The organism is Ferrimonas aestuarii (genome assembly GCF_005116665.1).
Classification (GTDB): Bacteria; Pseudomonadota; Gammaproteobacteria; order Enterobacterales; family Shewanellaceae; genus Ferrimonas; species Ferrimonas aestuarii.
Window position 1 is genome coordinate 67,435 of the sequence record NZ_SWCJ01000017.1, and the last position, 18,993, is coordinate 86,427.

At 54.2% G+C, this 18,993-nt stretch carries 14 protein-coding genes; 4 read left to right on the forward strand and 10 right to left on the reverse strand.

What is annotated here, in order from left to right:
* Positions 1-274: 274 nt before the first annotated feature.
* From trmH to gmk, 5 genes are all read right to left on the reverse strand, one after another.
* The gene (gene trmH, locus FCL42_RS17345; protein WP_136864697.1) at positions 275-982 is read right to left on the reverse strand and encodes a tRNA (guanosine(18)-2'-O)-methyltransferase TrmH; all 708 of its coding nucleotides are present in this window, start codon (positions 980-982) and stop codon (positions 275-277) included.
* 76 nt (positions 983-1,058) lie between these two features.
* On the reverse strand, positions 1,059-1,442 hold the full coding sequence (locus tag FCL42_RS17350) for a RidA family protein (RefSeq protein WP_136864698.1): 384 nt from the start codon (positions 1,440-1,442) through the stop codon (positions 1,059-1,061).
* A 19-nt stretch (positions 1,443-1,461) separates the two neighbouring features.
* On the reverse strand, positions 1,462-3,561 hold the full coding sequence (spoT, locus tag FCL42_RS17355; protein WP_136864699.1) for a bifunctional GTP diphosphokinase/guanosine-3',5'-bis pyrophosphate 3'-pyrophosphohydrolase: 2,100 nt from the start codon (positions 3,559-3,561) through the stop codon (positions 1,462-1,464).
* Positions 3,562-3,582: 21 nt separating this feature from the next.
* On the reverse strand, positions 3,583-3,861 hold the full coding sequence (gene rpoZ, locus FCL42_RS17360) for a DNA-directed RNA polymerase subunit omega (RefSeq protein WP_136864700.1): 279 nt from the start codon (positions 3,859-3,861) through the stop codon (positions 3,583-3,585).
* A gap of 59 nt (positions 3,862-3,920) precedes the next feature.
* On the reverse strand, positions 3,921-4,544 hold the full coding sequence (gene gmk / locus FCL42_RS17365; RefSeq protein WP_136864701.1) for a guanylate kinase: 624 nt from the start codon (positions 4,542-4,544) through the stop codon (positions 3,921-3,923).
* Positions 4,545-4,840: 296 nt separating this feature from the next.
* Here gmk and FCL42_RS17370 point away from each other — a divergent pair, with 296 nt between their 5' ends.
* Genes FCL42_RS17370 through FCL42_RS17380 form a run of 3 tightly spaced genes read left to right on the forward strand, consistent with a single transcriptional unit; the run spans position 4,841 to position 9,078 of the window.
* Complete coding sequence (locus FCL42_RS17370; RefSeq protein ID WP_136864702.1) at positions 4,841-6,673, forward strand: glycoside hydrolase family 3 protein; 1,833 nt, start codon at positions 4,841-4,843, stop codon at positions 6,671-6,673.
* A gap of 42 nt (positions 6,674-6,715) precedes the next feature.
* Entirely contained in the window at positions 6,716-7,849 is a 1,134-nt protein-coding gene (gene nagA / locus FCL42_RS17375; RefSeq protein ID WP_136864703.1) for an N-acetylglucosamine-6-phosphate deacetylase, read from the forward strand.
* Positions 7,850-7,875: 26 nt separating this feature from the next.
* Positions 7,876-9,078, forward strand: coding sequence for an anhydro-N-acetylmuramic acid kinase (locus FCL42_RS17380; RefSeq protein WP_229359898.1), 1,203 nt, complete (start codon positions 7,876-7,878; stop codon positions 9,076-9,078).
* Positions 9,079-9,110: 32 nt separating this feature from the next.
* Here the strand turns inward: FCL42_RS17380 and FCL42_RS17385 are convergent, their stop codons facing one another.
* The 5 genes from FCL42_RS17385 to cobA are packed head-to-tail and all read right to left on the reverse strand — an operon-like array spanning position 9,111 to position 15,940.
* Positions 9,111-10,808, reverse strand: coding sequence for a bifunctional protein-serine/threonine kinase/phosphatase (locus FCL42_RS17385; RefSeq protein WP_136864704.1), 1,698 nt, complete (start codon positions 10,806-10,808; stop codon positions 9,111-9,113).
* On the reverse strand, positions 10,798-12,267 hold the full coding sequence (locus tag FCL42_RS17390) for a NarK family nitrate/nitrite MFS transporter (protein WP_136864705.1): 1,470 nt from the start codon (positions 12,265-12,267) through the stop codon (positions 10,798-10,800). Before FCL42_RS17390 ends, FCL42_RS17385 begins: the two co-directional genes overlap by 11 nt.
* A gap of 57 nt (positions 12,268-12,324) precedes the next feature.
* Complete coding sequence (gene nirD / locus FCL42_RS17395; protein WP_136864706.1) at positions 12,325-12,660, reverse strand: nitrite reductase small subunit NirD; 336 nt, start codon at positions 12,658-12,660, stop codon at positions 12,325-12,327.
* Entirely contained in the window at positions 12,657-15,170 is a 2,514-nt protein-coding gene (nirB, locus tag FCL42_RS17400; RefSeq protein WP_136864707.1) for a nitrite reductase large subunit NirB, read from the reverse strand. The genes nirD and nirB overlap by 4 nt, the downstream gene beginning before the upstream one ends.
* On the reverse strand, positions 15,167-15,940 hold the full coding sequence (gene cobA, locus FCL42_RS17405; protein WP_136864708.1) for a uroporphyrinogen-III C-methyltransferase: 774 nt from the start codon (positions 15,938-15,940) through the stop codon (positions 15,167-15,169). The genes nirB and cobA overlap by 4 nt, the downstream gene beginning before the upstream one ends.
* A 381-nt stretch (positions 15,941-16,321) precedes the next feature.
* On the opposite strand from cobA, the gene FCL42_RS17410 reads away from it, so the two are divergent.
* Positions 16,322-18,961 (forward strand): nitrate reductase, encoded by a 2,640-nt coding sequence (locus tag FCL42_RS17410; protein WP_136864709.1) that lies wholly within the window; start codon positions 16,322-16,324, stop codon positions 18,959-18,961.
* Positions 18,962-18,993: the final 32 nt, after the last annotated feature.

Below are 18,993 nucleotides of genomic sequence, written 5' to 3' on the forward strand. Positions count from 1 at the left end.
GTCACGACCTGTTCTTGTTTTTTGTTTGATTATGATTGCCCCCGGATGGCGAGGACATAAAAAACGGGTCTAACCACTTGAAAATAGCAGGAAATGGAGCGAAATGTAGATTAATTGCGGTTAATTTAGCCCTTTTAGCTAGGTGAATAAGTGATAGAGAATGCTACAAAAAACAGCGTAAATCGTGTGAACTGTGGTCGATGGCAAAAACATGAAGGTTTTTGCCAATTTAAACAAAAAACGGAGCTGTTTAAGCTCCGCTTTGTGACTTGAATTAGTCGTCCAAGTGTTCCCAGGAATCTTTATTCATCTGAATTTTTTGCCACCAGTCGTCGGAAGCGTCGATTTGACCCTCTTCGTCAACGCGAGGGTAAGGCAAGCCTTTCTGGCGACAGATCTTAGCAAAGATTGGGTGGCCACCTTCAAACAGCAGGCGCTGACATTCGGCATCGTCCAAGGTGCGAGTGTCGTACATGCCCGCTTCTTGGCGTTGGCGCTGGGCTTCATACAGCATCAGGGCGGTAGCAACCGAAACGTTCAGTGACTGCACCATGCCCACCATCGGGATGATCACGTCTTGATCAGCCAGTTCCAGTGCTTCTTTGGTGATGCCAAATTTTTCCTGGCCCATCAGGATGGCCGTCGGCTTGGTGTAGTCAATCTCGCGGAAATCCACGGCGGTGTCGGACAGGTTGGTGGCGATGATCTGCATCCCCTGTTCACGCAGCGCTTTGACTGCATCGACGATGTTAGCGTGAGATTTCAGATCCACCCAGTTTTGGCTGCCGGTGGCGGTGCCGCCGGACAGTTTGGTTTTCTGATCTGGCCAGATGGCATGAACGCGGTGAACCCCAACGGCATCGGCGGTACGTACCATTGCTGCCAAGTTGTGTGGCTTGTGCACCTCTTCCATGCAGATGGTCAGATCAGGCTGGCGCTTATCCAGCATGGCGTTAATTCGTGCTAAGCGTTCGGGGCTCATGCAGATTTACCTCTAAAACAAACTAAGGGGCGCATTGAGCGCCCCAAAAAGTATAGTGTGGTTGTCAGAATGGGCGTTACAGCACCATGACTGCGTCCATTTCAACCAAGGAGCCTTTTGGCAACTCTTTTACGCCAATGGCGGCGCGAGCAGGGTAAGGCTGTTGGATGTATTCACCCATCACTTCATTCACCTTGGCAAAGTTGCTCAGGTCGGTCATGAAGATGTTGAGCTTAACGATGTGTTGCAGGCTACCGCCGGCAGCTTCACAAACCGCTTTCAGGTTGTCGAATACCTGAACGACTTGGCTATCGAAATCGTCACCTACCATCTCCATGGTTTCTGGGTTCAGTGGAATCTGGCCAGAAACGTACACGGTATCACCGGCTTTGATGGCTTGAGAGTAGGTACCGATAGCGGCTGGAGCGTTGTCGGTGGCGATTACAATTTTATCAGTCATGTTAGTTCCCAAAATCTGTTTAACTGCGGTTGCGCGCTACTTTCAGGACTTCTGGCTGAACTCGTAGCTTGCGCATGACATTCGCTAGGTGAACCCGATTCTTAACGGTCAGGGTCAGCTCGATGGAGTACACCCGACCGTCCTTCTCTTCGGTGTTCAGATTATGAATATTGGCATCAGCAGCGGCAATAATCGAGGTCAGTTTTGCCAAAATGCCCTGATGATTCACAATTTCCATCCGCAAGCCTGTGACAAATTCTTCGCGACTGTCTTGATCCCACTCAACATTCAGGAATTTTTCTGATTCCAGCTCTCTTGCACGACGAATATTGCGACAGTTATCAATGTGCACCACCAAGCCTTTACCTGGACTTACGTGGGCAACGATGTCATCCCCAGGGATTGGGCGACAACATTTAGCGAAGGACAGAAGAACCCCTTCGGCACCGCGAATCGGCAGTTTGTCGTTGTCTTTGTCGGCTTCGATTTCGCCACGCAGTTTCTGAGCGACGACTAGGCTCATGGCATTGCCAAGGCCAATGTCGGCCAGCAGTTCGTCGAATTCTTGATGACGATATTCGGCGACCACGTGTTGAATGCGCTCGCTGGGAATGTCTTCCAGCTGCATGTCGCCTAACGCGTGGTTGAGCAGACGTTTGCCGAGGGCGGTGGCATCTCGATCCTGCAGGTTTTTCAGTACCTGACGAATCTTGGCTCGGGCCTTGGCTGTCACCACGAAGTTAAGCCAGGCGGCGTTTGGACGGGCTCCAGGGGCGGTGATGATCTCCACCGTTTGTCCCGATTTCAGCGGCTGGCTTAATGGGTAAGCATGACGGTTGACCTTGGCTCCCACGCAGCCGTTACCCACATCGGTATGCACCATGTAGGCAAAGTCGACGGCAGTCGCCCCCAGTGGCAGCTCCATGATCTTTCCGGTTGGGGTAAAGACATAGATCTCGTCTGGGAACAGGTCGGTCTTAACGTTTTCGATAAATTCGAAGGAGTTACCAGCGCTTTGCTGCAACTCCAGCAGGCTCTGCATCCACTTGCGAGCGCGAACCTGAGCCGTGGTGGCTTTGGCTTCGCCGTCGTCTTTGTAGATCCAGTGCGCCGCCACCCCTTTGTCGGCCATCTGGTCCATGTCTTCGGTGCGCACCTGAACCTCTACTGGAACCCCATGGGGACCGTAAAGTGAGGTGTGCAGACTTTGGTAGCCATTGGCTTTGGGGATGGCGATGTAATCTTTAAAGCGGTCCAAGCGAGGCTTGTACAGCGTGTGCATGGCACCCAGCACCCGATAGCAGGTATCGATGTTTTTCACCGTTACTCGGAAGGCGTAGATGTCCATCACCTCTTGGAACTGCAGTTCCTTGTTCACCATCTTGTTGTAGATGGAGTAGAGGTTCTTTTCTCGGCCCTGAACAACCCCTTGAATTTCCACCTCTTCCAAGCGACCAACAATGGCCTCTTTGATGGAGTTCATGATCGCTTTACGATTGCCGCTGGCGGCTTGCAAGGTGTCACGCAACACGCGATGACGCATGGGATACAGGGCGGAGAAGCCGAGATCTTCCAGTTCATTCTTGATGTTGTGGATACCGAGACGGTTGGCGATGGGAGCGTAAATCTCCAGAGTTTCTCTGGCGATACGACGACGCTTATCAGGACGCAGCGACCCTAGGGTACGCATGTTGTGGGTGCGGTCGGCCAGTTTAATCAGGATCACCCGAATGTCCTGTACCATGGCCAGCACCATCTTGCGGAAGTTCTCCGCCTGGGCTTCTTTCTTGTCGCGGAACTTGAGCTTATCGAGTTTCGACACCCCTTCGACCAGTTCGGCCACAGATTCACCGAATTGCTCGGCGAGATCCTCTTTGGTGGTCTCGGTATCCTCGATGACGTCATGCATTAGGGCAGCCATCAGCGTCTCATGATCGAGACGCATCTCTGCCAGAATGCGCGTTACCGCAATCGGGTGAGTAATATAGGGCTCGCCGCTGGATCGAGTCTGCCCATCATGGGCATCTCTGGCGGTGATGTAGGCTCGAGTGAGATCTTCTACCTGAGCTGGCTCCAGATAACCAGCGGCCAGGTCTCTCAGGCTTTCAAACAGATACAACGACGACCCCCATTTTGGACGTTATAAAGTACGTCCTTCGGCGATGGCAGCAACCGCAGCCAGTTCAGCCGCTTCTTGTTCGCGCTGAGCTTGCAGCTCTTGCTCGTCTAGGGTCTTGGCATCGATCAAACCTTGCTCGATCTCGCGCAGGGCGATAACGGTAGGTTTGTCGTTCTGCTCCTCGACCAAAGGTTCCTTGCCGTTTACAGACAGCTGACGTGCGCGACGAGAGGCCACCAAGATCAGGTCGAAACGGTTGCCAATCTTATCTACGGCGTCTTCAACAGTTACCCGTGCCATGAAAAGGAACTCCTGTGTTTGAGCTTAAAAAAATGACGCAAAATCATACATGATGTTGGCTAGTCTGCCAACAGATCTTCTAGCATACCACTGTGAAGCTTTTTTTGCCCAGCCAGATGTAGCCGGTTTGCAAACACAATGGCAGATAAATCATTGAGTGCGGTATCGAAATCTTCGTTAACGATCAGATAGTCATACTCATCATAGTGGCTCATCTCGGCAACTGCATCAGCCATGCGGCTGGCGATCACCTCGGCACTGTCTTGACCGCGGCTGTTTAGGCGACGCTCTAATTCAGTGCGAGAAGGTGGCAGGATGAACACACCAATGGCCTCAGGCATCGCCTCTTTTACCTGACGGGCGCCTTGCCAGTCGATGTCGAGAAACACATCGATGCCCTTGTCTAGGGTTTGTTCGATGGTCACTCGGGAGGTGCCGTAGTAGTTACCAAACACTTCCGCCCATTCGAAAAAGGCGTTGTCGGCGATCAGCTGCTTAAACTCAGCCTTGTCGACGAAGTGGTAGTGCACGCCGTTGGTTTCGCCAGGGCGAGCATCTCGGGTGGTGTGAGACACGGACACCTGCATGTCTGCTGGCTTGTCTTTCAGCAACGCTGCAATCAGTGACGACTTACCGGCACCACTTGGGGCCGATACAATGAATAAGTTTCCGCGACGAGTCATCCGCTCACCCTGTTTTCGATAGCGTTTTGAGTGCCAACTTCGATGGAGAAGCGACACAAAATGATTAAAGAAAGCGTAGTGGATTTGGGATGCAGTTCCCGGCCACCGATTAGAGGCGCCGTAAATTACCACGACTGAGGTAAGAAAGCATCATTGGCGGCAGTAAATCGATTAACAAAACATCGATTTTTGAGTCACACCGTGGTCAGTTGCGAGATATTGTTCGGTTTCCGTTGCAGTTCCCCATCACGGCGGCAATCATGGACAGGTTTTCAAATCGAGATTGAGGGTTTTCAGTGAGCGTCAGGGCAGAGCTAGAGCGGCAGATTGCGCAAAAGTTGATGATAGACATTCGCTATTTTGATGCCAACTTGGGTCAAGAAGAGGCTGGAGAGCCGAAGCGGCGGCCAGTGACAGAGCTGCCCATCGAACTCGCCCAGCTGATTCAGAAGACTGAACTTGGGGGCGTCATTCTATTCACTGAGAACTGCCAACACCCTCAGCAGGTGCGCAATTTAACCCAAGATCTGCAGCGCGCGGCCGCATCGGCGCCATTGTTTATCTCCATCGATCAAGAGGGCGGGCGGGTGCTGCGCACCCCTCGCCATTTGACCACCGGCTTTAGCGGTAGTTTGGCCATTGGTGCCACCTATGCTGAGCATGGGACTCGGTTTGCGGCGCAGTGTGGAAAGGTGTTGGCGACTGAGCTTAACGCCATGGGCATTAACATCAATCACGGCACCGTGTTGGATGTGAATGCTAATCCCAATAACCCGGTGATCAACGTACGCGCCTTTGGTGATGACCCACTGCGCATTGGCGAACTGGGCCTTGCCCACGCCCGCGCCATGGAGCAACAGGGCATCGGCGCGACGGTGAAGCACTTTCCCGGTCACGGTGATACCGATGTCGACAGCCACACCGGCTTGCCACGGGTGGAGCACTGTGTGGAGACGGTGTGGCAGCAGGAGCTGGCGCCCTATCAGAAGGTGTTTTCCGAGCTGATGCCAGCCATGGTGATGACCGCCCACATTCAGTATCCCGCTCTGGATAGTTCAGAGCTCACCACCGCCAGTGGCCACCGCTTGATGGCGCCAGCGACCATGTCTAGTGCCATCATCAGCGAACTGCTTCGGGATCAACTGGGGTATGACGGTGTCGTGATTACCGATGCCTTAGATATGGCAGGTATTGCGGCCTTCATGAGCCCAGTGGAAGCGGTGGTTAACTGCTTTAACGCGGGCGTCGATATTGCCCTGATGCCGATAAAGATTCGCAGTCGCCGGGATCTTAAGCTTCTGCCTGAGCTGATTGCCAAAGTGGCGGATGCGGTTGAGGCCGGTGAACTTTGTGCCAAGCAGCTACGCCAATCCCATGCACGCATTAATAAACTCAAACAACAATTTGAGCACCGACAGGGTGATCCGCAGAGCTTGCCTCTGTCGGTTGTGGGCTGCCACGAACACCAGCTGGCTCAGGAGCAACTGGCTCAAGCGGCCATCACCTTAGTAAAGGGCACATTGCCCCTAATACCTGAGTTAGTGCCAGAGTCGGCACCAAAGAAAGAACCAGAACAAACTGCGCCAGAAATAGCAAAGCCGATGCTGATATTGATGCCCCATCAACGTCAAGCGGAGGCGCTGGCCAATGCGCTCATGCAGATTGATGACCAGCTTCATCTGCAGCCGATGGGGCTGGTCGATGGAGAGGTTCAGCAACAGAAAGAATCCAATCAGCAATCGGTCGCGGCGGCGCTTGCCGATTGTGAGCAGCTGATCTGTGGTTTTGTGTCGCCACGGCCCAGTGCCGCCGAGTTTGGTGGCATCGAAGATCTGAGTCAGCTGGATGAACAGGCACTGATAAACGCCTATTCCCATGAACCCCTTCTGGCGTGGGTGAAACAGGCCAAAACGGCCAACAAACCGGTGACCTTTATCAGCTTGAGAGCGCCCTATGATCTGCCGATTTTCGCCCCTTGGTGTGAGCGGCAACTGGCCAGCTACGCCTACATGCTTGACTGCGACAAGCAGGCGCCCGCCGATGGCGTAATCTATCGAGCGCTGGCTAAAGCGCTGTTGGGGCAGCAGCAAGCGTCGGGAAGCTTGCCGCTATCTTTAGATCACGCTTAACTCTAAACTTCAGTTAACTCTCATATTTTAAAGGTCGAACTGATGGCAACACGGTATTGGGTATCTCAGCTTTTTGATGGTCATCAGTGGCATGGGGATCTGATTTTGGTGGTCGACGAGGGGCAGGTTTGCGCCATTGAACCGGCTAGTGACGATTACGATCACGCCCTAGAAGGGGCGTTGGTGCCCGGCTTTATCGACCTGCAGGTTAACGGTGGCGGCGGTGCTCTGTTTAACAGCGAGCCTAGCCTTGAAGGCATTGCCACCATGCTGCGAGCTCATGCCCAATATGGCAGCAGTGCCATATTGCCCACCGTCATTACCGACAGCCTCGAGGTGATGGCCGCAGCCGCCGATGCGGTGGCTCAAGCTCGTCAGGTGAATGGCGATGCCATCTTGGGGATCCATTTCGAAGGTCCTCATATAGCCCCGGCTAAAAAAGGTGCGCACAATCAGCAGCATATTCGCCCCATCAGCGAGGCGGAGTGGCAGTTGTATGAGCGCCCGGACTTGGGGCAGAAGCTAGTTACCTTGGCGCCCGAGGCGGTCACACCCGCAGACATTCGCCGCCTCACAGCCGCTGGCGTAAAGGTGTTTTTGGGGCATTCCAATGCCGGTATCGAACGGGCGCAGCAGGCGCTGGCCGCCGGTGCGGTTGGTTTTACCCACCTGTTTAATGCCATGTCGGCGCTGGAGTCTCGAGCGCCGGGCATGGTGGGCGCTGCGCTACTGGACCCGCACAGTTTTTGCGGCCTGATTGTCGACGGCCATCATGTGGATTTTCAATCTTGTAAGTTGGCGGTTCAGACTCGAGGCATTCATCGAGTGGCTTTGGTTACCGATGCCATGCCGCCGGTAGGCAGCGACCAAAGCGAATTTGAGTTGGTTGGCCAAACCGTGACTCGTCAGCAGGACCGCTTATTGGGCGAAAAAGGCGAGTTGGCTGGTTCGGTATTGGACATGGCCGCCGCAGTGCGTAATGCGGTCGGTAATCTGGACGTGACCTTAGAGCAAGCGCTGACCATGGCCAGTGCCACGCCGGCTCGAGCTTTGGGGTTACAGAACGCCTATGGTCATCTGCGCCCCGGCGCACGAGCCAATATGGTGTTGATGAGTCCTGACCTTCAGGTGTTGGCCTGCTGGGCCGGAGGAGAGTTGTTGGCGGATTGCCGTTGATGCCAAAATCACAGATAGGAAAATCGATGACAGCGAATTCTTCGACAACTCAGTCTATGACAACCAAAGACAACCTCGCAGCTAAAGGTTTATCCCAGCTCTATATCGGCATCATGTCTGGCACCAGTGTTGATGGCATTGATGTGGCGCTGGTCGAGATCATCGATGGCTGCACCCGCTTGTTGCATGCCATCGAAGTGGCGTTTGCGCCGAAGGTGCGTCAGCAGATTTTGGCATTGTGTGCCGACCAGCACACCAGTTTATCGGCCTTGGGCCAGCTTGGCGTAACCCTAGGTCGAGCCTATGGCAGTGCGGTAAACCAGTTAATGGCTGAGCGCAGTCTTAAACCGGAACAGATCCGTGCCATTGGCTGTCACGGGCAAACCCTGTTTCATGCCCCAACGGGCAGCGCCCCTTTCTCCATGCAGCTAGTAAATCCCCATGAACTTGCTGCCACTACGGGCATTACCACCATTACCGATTTCCGTGGCATGGATATCGCCCTCGGTGGTCAGGGTGCGCCTTTGGTGCCACTGTTTCACCGCAGCTTGATGGCGGAGAGCCATGATGATGAGACGTTGGTGTTTGCCAACATTGGCGGCATGGCTAACTTGTCAGTATTGGCACCGGAGTTTCTTGGCTTTGATTCCGGCCCTGGCAACGTGCTGCTGGACGCTTGGTCGATGCACTGTTTAGGCCAAAGCTTTGATAAGGATGGCCGATTGGCCCAGCAAGGTCAGGTGAACTCTCAGCTGTTGTCACGGCTGTTGGCGGAACCCTATTTTGCCCAACCAGCACCGAAAAGCACCGGTCGGGAGTTGTTTAGTCTTAGTTGGCTGCAGCAGAAGCTTGATGAGTATCGAACTGATCATGACGATGAACTTAGTGACGCCGATGTGATGGCTACCTTAGTGGCGCTCACCGCATCAACCTTGACCGAGCCACTGCAAGGTTACCCGGCAGGACGGCTGCTACTCTGCGGTGGCGGCACCCGCAATCCGGCATTGATGGCGGCGCTAAAACAGGCTTTACCTCATTGGCAGCTGCAGACTACCACCGAAGCGGGCATCGACAGCGACGCCATGGAGGCGATGGCCTTCGCTTGGTTGGCCCATCGTTGCCTTAACCGCCTGCCCGCCACTGAGCCGAGTTTAACCGGTGCTCGCCATAGCGAGGTTGCTGGCTGCATCACTCAAGTTGGTAGCCACCCTCTTGAACTTGGCGGTTAGCCTTCTGCCAGCCATCTTGTGATTTGAATCGGTCAGCTTAGCAGGGCGGCAATCAACGCCAGCAACAGCAGAGCACTGATGCTTTGCCAGAAGCGAACCGGGTGTCGTTTGGCGAGTGGTAGGGTGCGCCAGCTTGGCGTGTCTACCTGCGGGTGGTGCAATCGCTGACGGAACTCCGACAGGGAGTTCATGCGAGTTGCCGGATCTGGCTTGGTGGCGGCTTCCAGTAAGGCGTCTAACCACAGCGGCGCCTTGGGCTGCCACTGCCTTAAGTGTTGATAACGCCAATCGCCAAATTGCTGCCGCTGCCCTGGGCGCTTGCTGGCAAAGGGTAACTTGCCGCACAGGGCTTCATAGAGCATCACCGCCACTGAAAATAGGTCGCTGCGCACATCGGCAGGGCCGTTGAGTTGGCATTCTGGTGCGCTGTAATCTGTGGTTCCAACCGCTTGATTTTGTTGATGCCAATCCGGCTGCTCGCTTAAAGCGCCGGCGCTGATGCTGCCAAAATCCACCAGTTTCACTCGGCCTTGATGGTCAATCATCACGTTGTCGGGTTTCAGATCTCGGTGTACCAACTGCTGGCGCTGCATGGCTCGCAAACCACCAAGAATGCCATCAATAATTGGCCGCAGCTGGCTTAGACTGGGGTTGGGGTGGTCTATAAGCCATTGGCTCAGTGTCTGCCCTTCAATGTATTCACCAATCACATACAAAAAGGCACTTTGAGCTGGCGGCGCTTGGGTTTCCATGATGTTGGGGTGGCGCAAACATTGGCCGACCCAGGCCTCTCGAACCATGGCGGCCAGCTGCTGTGGGTGTGCTTCTAGGTTGGGAGAGGGCGCTTTGAGCACCTTGGTACTGCCGGTTTGTTTATCGGTAACCAGATACAGATGAGAGCGTGGGCTGGCATGCAGGCAGCGTTCAATCTTGTAGTGATCCAGGCTCTGGCCTTTGATCAAAATTGGTGGAATCCGCCGGTGTTGCCACTGTTGTTGCAGCTGCTGCGGGTTGTGTTTGGGGCAATGACGGATGGTGATGATCAGGCAACTGAGGTTGTCATCGCTGCCTTGAGATAACGCCAGATTTACCAGAGCTTTCGCGGCCGCTTCGGGCTCTGTGCTCTGCTTAATGACATCGATGACCTGTTGGTGCTGAACGAAGTTATGCAGGCCGTCACTGCTGAGGATAAAGGTATCTCCAGTTTGCAGATCCACGCTTTGAGTATCGACCCTAAGGTGAGACTCGGCGCCGAGGGCTCGGACTAAGGCACTACCTTGCTGGTGAGCCTGAGTGAGCTGCTGATATTGTCCGTCGCGGATTCGGGCGATCTGGCTGTCGCCCACATGATAGAGGTGGCCTTGACTGCCTTTGATGACTAGCGCTGAGAAGGTGGTAAGCCACTGCTGCTCTTGCCCGCCGCAATGGCACAACCAATCATTGAGGGCGGCCAATACCTTGGCGGCTCGGTGGTTACTGCTCCAACTGGCTGGGGTGGAGTAAAGGTCTGACACAAAGTTGGCTACGCTAACGGCAGCGGCGTGACCGCCATGGCTGGCACTGGAGAGACCATCTGCCAAGGCGGCCACCCGGCCAACGTTGGCCAATTCCGTGGCACTGGGTTTGGCCACGGCAAAGGCATCTTGGTTGCAGGCTTTGATACCCGCACTGCTATGGCCACCCCAACGGATTGTGGGCTGGCCATGGCTTTGAGGTCGATTAACCGACACGAATCAACTCCACGGTGCCGTCCTCACGAACTTCGGTGATCTCGCCTTTTGGCTCTTCCATCAATAACAGTGCCACTAATCCCAGTACCGCAGTGGCGGCAATAACGAGGAAGAAGGTGGAGTAGCTCACCATCGATAGCACGGTAAGGTAGACCACCGCACCGACGTTGCCGTAGGCCCCGGTCATGCCAGCAATTTGCCCCGTCAGGCGGCGCTTAATCAGCGGCACCGCAGCAAATACCGCGCCTTCGCCAGCTTGTACGAAGAAGGAGCACGCCATGGCGGCTACGACGGCCAGAGCCAGCGGCCAACTGCTGTCGATCTGGGCCATGAGTCCGTAACCGGCTGCGAGGCCTGCGGTTAGAATCATCAAGGTGCGTTTGCGACCAAATTTATCGCTGAGCCAGCCACCGCCAGGGCGGGAAGCGAGATTCATAAAGGCGTAAGCCGAAGCCAACATGCCCGCATACACCATGTCCAACTCGAACACATCGGCGAAAAACAGCGGCAGCATGGAAACCACCGCCAGTTCGCTGCCAAAGGTGGCAAAGTACAGCACGTTCAGTACTGCAACTTGCTTAAACTTATATTGGTGCTCCGGTGCCACTGGGGTGGTGAAGATGCTGCGATTGACCTTAAAAGCTTGGTAGGCTTCCAGCAGATACAGTGCCCCCAACCCCAGATAGATGGCGTAGGCGGTTTCTGCGCCGAGCATGGATACGCCATTGGGCGACAGCTTCCAGGTCAGCAGGGCTAGAGCACCGTACATTGGCAGTTTCATGATCAGCAGTAGGGCAAAATCCCCTTTGCTGGTGACCTCCATCGCGCCGGTCTGTTTTGGCTTGAAATAGGTGGAGCCCTTCGGGGTGTCGCTAACGTTTTTGTACCAAATAACGCTGAATATCAGGCTCATTACCCCAGTGGTGGCTACGGCGTAGCGCCAGCCATCCTCTCCTCCAAACCACAGTGCCAACATCGGCAGGCTCATGGCCCCAGCTGCGGAACCAAAGTTACCCCAACCGCCGTAGATCCCTTCGGCGGTGCCCAGTTCGTTGGCGGGAAACCATTCACTGACCATGCGGATGCCGATAACAAAGCCGGCACCGATGAAGCCCAGTAAAAATCGAGACAGCGCTGCGGTATTGAAGTCGGTCGCAAAGGCGAACATAAAGCAGGGCAGGCTGCAGATGGCCAATAACGCCGCGTAGGTATTTCGGGGGCCAAAGCGGTCGGTAAGCATGCCGATGATTACCCGAGCGGGGATGGTTAGCGCTACGTTTAGGATCAGCAGCGTTTTTACTTCGGCACCGGTTAGGCCAAGGCTGTCGCCGATCACCGCCAACAGCGGCGCATGGTTGAACCACACGAAGAAGGTGATGAAGAACGCCATCCAACTGAGGTGGAGTATCTTCATTTTGCCGCTGAAGGACAGCAGCTTGATTCCGGGTTGGTCTTGCATGGTTCTCTCCTTGAATTTGGCAAGTGTAGTTAACTTGAATGAAATTTCTGCGTCCTCTTAGTGCTGCAACTGCACTCGGCCATCGACGGCTCTGACTGGATACGTAGGCACGCAGATCGAGTCATCTTGCAGGCATTGGCCGCTATCGAGCCGATAATGGTGGCGATAAAGTGGAGAACTCACGGTAGCGATGCCGTTTATGTCGGCGATTAAGCCTCGAGACATCACATTGGCTTTGCCGAGGGGGTCGTGGTTGCTGATGGCATACAGATCCCCATTGGACAGGTAGAAGATGGCCACCTGCTTGTTGTCGAGCAGAGCACAAACGCCACAGTCTGGGCTGAGATCATTGAGGGCGCAGATGTCCTGCCATTCGGGTGCGTATCGGCTCATGCTAACTCCTTGATGTCGATGCGTGCGGGGCGGATCTGGCCGCGTTCTTGAACAAAGGCCACGCCGTCGTCGGCGCGTTTGCTATTGATAAAGTGCTGGAACTGTTTCAGGCGCTTGGGATCGTCGAGGGTGGTTTTCCACTCACATTGGTAACTGTCGACCAGAGCCTGCATCTGCTGCTCTAGTTCGTTGCACACCCCTAGCTTGTCGTCGATCACCACCTGTTTGAGGTAATCCAATCCGCCTTCTAATGACTCCAGCCATACGGAAGTGCGTTGCAGTCGTTCGGCGGTACGAACGTAAAACATCATGATGCGGTCGATGTAAGCCACCAGCGTTTGGTCGTCCAGATCGGTGGCGAACAGATCGGCATGGCGAGGGCGCATGCCGCCATTGCCGCCAACGTAGAGGTTCCAGCCTTGATCGGTAGCGATAACCCCAAAGTCTTTGCTTTGGGCTTCGGCGCACTCACGGGCGCAGCCGGAAACCGCCAATTTGATCTTGTGAGGAGAGCGGATGCCCCGATAGCGATGCTCAATGGCAATGGCCATTGAGGTGGAATCTTGCACCCCGTAACGACACCAGGTGCTGCCAACGCAGGATTTCACCGTACGCATCGCCTTGCCGTAGGCGTGGCCAGTTTCAAACCCTGCATCGACTAATTGACGCCAAATGTCGGGAAGTTGCTCCATTCGTGCGCCGAACAGGTCGATTCGTTGGCCACCGGTGATCTTGGTATAGAGTCCATATTCTTTGGCGACCTGCCCGAGAGTTATTAGTTTCTCAGGGGTGATTTCGCCACCGGGCACTCGAGGGACTACCGAATAGGTGCCATCTTTCTGCATGTTGGCGAGGAAGCGATCGTTGGTGTCTTGTAGGCCGATGTGTTTATCGTCGAGGATGTAGTCGTTCCATAGGGATGCCAGCATCGAGCCCACGGCAGGGCGACAGACTTCGCAGCCGCCGCCTTGGCCACAGTGGTCGAGCAGTGCGTCAAAGGATTTGATCTGTTTAATGCGGATGATGTCGAACAGTTCGGTGCGGGAGTAACCGAAGTGGTCACAGAGATCGGTGTTGACCTCTATGCCTTTGGCTTCCAGTTGCTGGTCGAGCAGCTGCCCAACCAGTTGGCCACAGCCACCGCAACCGGTGGCGGCTTTGGTGCAGCCTTTTAGGCTGGCCAGATCGCAAGCACCTTGATCAACGGCGGCGATGATGTCGCCCTTGGTAACGTCATGACAGGAGCAGATCTGGGCGCTGTCAGGTAGGGCTGCAACACCGCCAATGGCGCCGCCGCCATCGCCCTCTGCTGGTGGAAGCAGTAAGGTTTCCGGCGGCTGAGGTAATGCCATCTCATTGAGGCATAACTGCAGCCAAGTGCCGTAATCGCTGTTGTCACCAACCAGTACGGCGCCCAGCAGTTTGCTGCCTTCTGCGTCCACCACAATCTTTTTGTAGATGCCGTTGGCGTGGTCGTGGAAACAGTAGCTCAAGCTGCCTTCGTTACTGCCGTGAGCATCGCCAATGCTGGCCACATCAACGCCGAGCAGCTTCAACTTGGTGCTCATGTCGGCACCACGAAACTCGCTCTCCACCCCTTTAAACTGATTGGCGGCGACTTTGGCCATCTGGTAGCCCGGTGCGACAAGGCCAAAGATACGCCCTTGCCATAGGGCACATTCCCCAATGGCGTAAATGTTGGGATCTGAGGTTTGACACAGGTTATCAATGACAATGCCGCCACGTTCGCCGATGTTTAATTCACAATCTCGACCTAATGAGTCTTGAGGACGAATGCCAGCCGAGAACACCAGCATGTCGGTATCCAGGTGGCTGCCATCGGCAAATTGCAGTCGATAACGGCAGCCTTCATCCAGTGCGTCGATGCTTTGAGTCGCCTTTTCTGTGTGAACCTGTACTCCCAGTGCTTCGATTTTGCTGCGTAGCAGCGCACCGCCGTCGTCATCCAGTTGTACTGCCATCAACCTAGGGGCAAATTCCACCACGTGGGTTTCTAAGCCTAGGGTTTTAAGGGCGTTGGCGGCCTCAAGCCCCAGCAAGCCACCACCAATGACCACTCCGACTCGGCTTTGAGAGGCAGAGTGCTGAATTCCCTGTAGATCTTCGATGGTTCGATAGGGGTGAATGTGGGGTTGCTCTCGGCCGGGAATCGGCGGAATAAAGGGGTATGAGCCGGTAGCCAATACCAGTTTGTGGTAGTGGTGGCTGCGGCCGTCGGCGTCGATAATCTGCTTGTTGCCACGGTCGATCTCAATAATGCGGGTGCTGAGGTGGCTGATAACACCCTGCTGTTGGTATTGGGACTCATGGCCGAGCATCAGCGAATCGGCGCCTTGCTCGAAGAATTTGGTCAGTTGAACACGGTCGTATGCCAACTGTGGCTCTTCACTAAATACCAGCAGTTGGTAGTCCTGACTGTCAGCCATCTCTTCAATAAACTTGTGGCTAACCATACCGTTACCAACAACGGCGATAATGGGCTTGTTCATGCGCTTTCCTTTGCGATAACGGGGTGAGATGAGTGCTGGGAACACAGCTGTTGATGCAACGATGCCACCTCGCCCACATAGGTAAGGGTTGGGCTTGTTAGGCGATGTTTTAGGGCATCGCTGGCCATTGCAGCCAGAGTGGAGATGACCACTCTCTGGTTAGGGCGGCTGCCGTTTTCAATCAGCGCCACCGGCGTTGATTCCCGCTTACCATGCTTGATGAGGTGGTGGCGAATCTCGGCCAATTGGCTTAGGCCCATGTAGAACACCAAGGTTTGTTGTCCTCGGGCTAGGCTTGACCAATCGAGGTTGAGATCGTTGGCACCATGGCCGGTTACCAAGGTGCAGCTTTGGGTTAAGCCTCGGTGTGTTAATGGTATTCCAGCGGCACTGCCACAGCCGCTGGCGGCGGTAATGCCGGGAATCACTTCCGCATCGATTCCAGCTTCAATCAGTGCGAGCAGTTCTTCACTGCCTCGGCCAAATACAAAGGGATCGCCCCCTTTGAGACGAACCACCTGCTTTCCCTCATGGGCCAGCTTGACGATGAACTGATTGAGTTCTGACTGCGGCAAGCTGTGTTGGTGGCGTTTTTTGCCAACGTAGATGGCCTCGGCATCTTTTGGAAACAGTGCCCGAATGGGGTCACTGACTAAGTTGTCATAGAGGATGACGTCGGCGTCTTGAATGCGGCGAAATGCCTTCATTGTCAGCAGCTCAGGATCTCCTGGGCCGGCGCCGACGATGGCCACTTGGTAGGCATTGGACATGGCATCTCCCTAAACATGAGGTTGGTAATGTGTTGATACCAACTAAGGGCAAGAGGGGTGCCAAGGGTCGATAATCTTTGTTTATAGTTCTTGTTATTCATTTAAAAACAGGTGTTTAACTAGGTTATTCTCCAAGGTTGATGCCTTAGGCCATAACTTGGGGTGAAGCAATGACCATCGGTTTTGCACCTAAATAAGGCAGTTATGCACCAAGTTTGGGAATTTATGCGTTATTGTTGGTTTTTTATGCTTGCCTAGGAGAGAGTACTTTTCAGTAAGTTGATGTTTTACATCGTTATTGATTGCTAATGCTTTCGTTGGCCTTACAGTTGCTTAGTGATTGCCTAACGGATTGAAAAGTGGCGGTAACAAGGAATTTGGATGGCAACGAGCATAAACACGACCTGCCCCTATTGCGGCGTTGGCTGTGGTGTAACGGCCCAAATCGATGAGGGTAATGTCAGTGTTGCGGGAGACAGGTTACACCCGGTTAATCGAGGCAAGCTGTGCTCTAAAGGGCTGAGGCTGGCGGATACCTTGTCTGCTACGGGGCGATTGCTTTACCCCTCAATTGGCGGCCAACGGCAAAGCTGGTCGAAAACCACCGCTTACATCGCCCACCAGCTAAACACTATCAAACAGAAGCATGGTGCTGACGCCATCGGTTTTTATCTTTCTGGCCAGTTGCTTACCGAAGATTATTATGTCGCTAACAAGCTGATGAAGGGGTTCATCGGTAGCGCCAATGTGGACACCAACTCTCGACTTTGCATGGCCTCGGCGGTGGCCGCCCACAAGCGGGCGTTTGGTGAAGATCTGGTTCCCGGCTGTTTTGATGACTTGGAGCAGGCCCAGCTTGTGGTGCTTGCTGGCTCTAATATGGCTTGGTGCCATCCGATCTTGTTTCAGCGGTTGTTGGCGGCTCGAGAAAAAGATCCCAATAAACGCCTAGTTGTGATCGATCCTCGAGCTACGGTAACGGCTCAAGAGGCGGATCTGCATCTGCCCATAAAACCAGGAACCGATCTGGCGCTGTTTCATGGATTAAGTCGTTACCTTATCCAGCGGGGAGCGGTAAATCCTGTTCGGGTTAGTTCCCAATTTGCCAAAGAAATTGAGCGCTACTCCATTGAATATGTCGCTAACGTGACAGAAGTTTCCATTTCCAGCTTAACGCGTTTTTACCAATGGTTTGCCCAAACTGAAAACGTGGTATCTGGGTTTTCCATGGGCATCAATCAATCGTTAAATGGCACCGATCAGGCCAACGCCATCATCAATTGCCATTGGCTAACGGAGCGCTTGGGCAAGCCGGGCATGGGACCGTTATCGTTAACCGGTCAGCCAAACGCCATGGGCGGCCGAGAGGTGGGCGGATTAGCCAATACTCTCGCTGGGCACTTGGAGTTTGGCTGTCCGTCGTCCCATCAAGCTTTGCAGGAGTTTTGGCAGGCACCAAATATGGCTGTGACGCCGGGTTTAAAAGCGGTTGAGATGTTTGAAGCCATGGCCAATGGTGACATCAAAGCGGTGTGGATCATGGGCACCAACCCCATGGTGAGTTTGCCAGAGTCCGATTTGGTGAAGCGGGCGCTGCAAACCTGCCCACTGGTGATTGTGAGCGATTGCATGGCCGGTACAGACACTCAGGCTTTTGCGGATGTGTTGCTGCCTGCGCTGCCTTGGGGGGAGAAGTCAGGAACCGTGACTAACTCGGAGCGGCGCTTGTCGCGGCAAAGGCCATTGCAGCCAGGTAAGGGCGAAGCCAAAGCCGATTGGTGGGCACTGTGTCAGGTGGCTAAAGCCATGGGGTTTGCAACAGGGTTTGATTACCTGAATGAGGTAGAGATCTTCCGCGAACATGCGGCGTTATCTGGAATAAATGCAGCAAATGGCGGGCAATTTGATATTTCTGGGCTGCAGCAGATAACCGACGCCCAGTATCAAAAGTTACCCGCAATACAGTGGCCACAGCGGGGGCAAAATCTGGTAGTTAACCCCCAGCGTATCGAACTATCGCAGCTGCAGCGAGGAGCTGGGCTAGTGATGAGTCACGGTATTGCCACGCTTTCTCAGGCGACTGAAACCAATAACACACGCTGGCTGATCAATTCCGGTCGCAGCCGCGACCAGTGGCACACCATGACTCGAACGGGTTTGTCTTCGCGGCTATGGCGCCATCAGCCTGTGCCTCAAGTTTGTGTGCATCCCCAAGATTTGCGTCGCCTGAATGCTCGTGACGATGACCTGCTCTTCATCGGCGACCATAAGGTATTGGCGGTGGCAAAATCCGATGACAGCCTGCGCATAGGAGAGCTGTTTATGCCGATGCATTGGAGCGAACAGTTTGCTCAATCCTCAAGGGTGAATGGCGTGACTGAGGCTCGAGTGGATTCGGTATCCGGTCAGCCAGGCTTTAAGCAGGCAATTGCTACAGTGAGCCGAGTTGAGGTGCGTTATTGGTGCCAGATACTGCTTCCGCCTCAGCAAATGCCGGAACTCAGTTGGCCGCTGTGGCAGGTTTATACGCCTTCTAGCCAAGGGTTAATGGTGTGGCTGGCGACGGATCTTAAGCTCAATGAGTTGGAGCTGAGATTGCAAAAGCTAATGGGAGAATTTAACTTGGGCGCACCGTCGGTGAGTCAGCGACTTCCTGTGGGGATACGCCAAGCCCATTTTGAACAGCAACAGTTGAAGGCAGCGGCTTTTGTGGCTGCTGAGCGCTATCAACTTCCCGGCGATTATTTGATGCAGGCAGCTGAAAGTACCTGTGATACTTCGTTGTTTAGGCAGTTATTTATGACTCAATCTCAATCGGCTCAGCTTTTGTGTAGCTGTTTACAGATCAGTGAGCAGCAGGTGGATCTTGCTATTGAAGCCGGCGCACAGACGCCGGATCAGGTGGCCGATGCCTGTGGGGCGGGTACTGGTTGTGGCTCTTGTCGGTTTGAAATCAGTCAACGTTGCCAACGTCATTCGGATCAGGTTCAACAGCATTCCCTTGCGAAATCGAATATGTAGATTACTACGACCTATTTTGTTCGCTTTTTCTT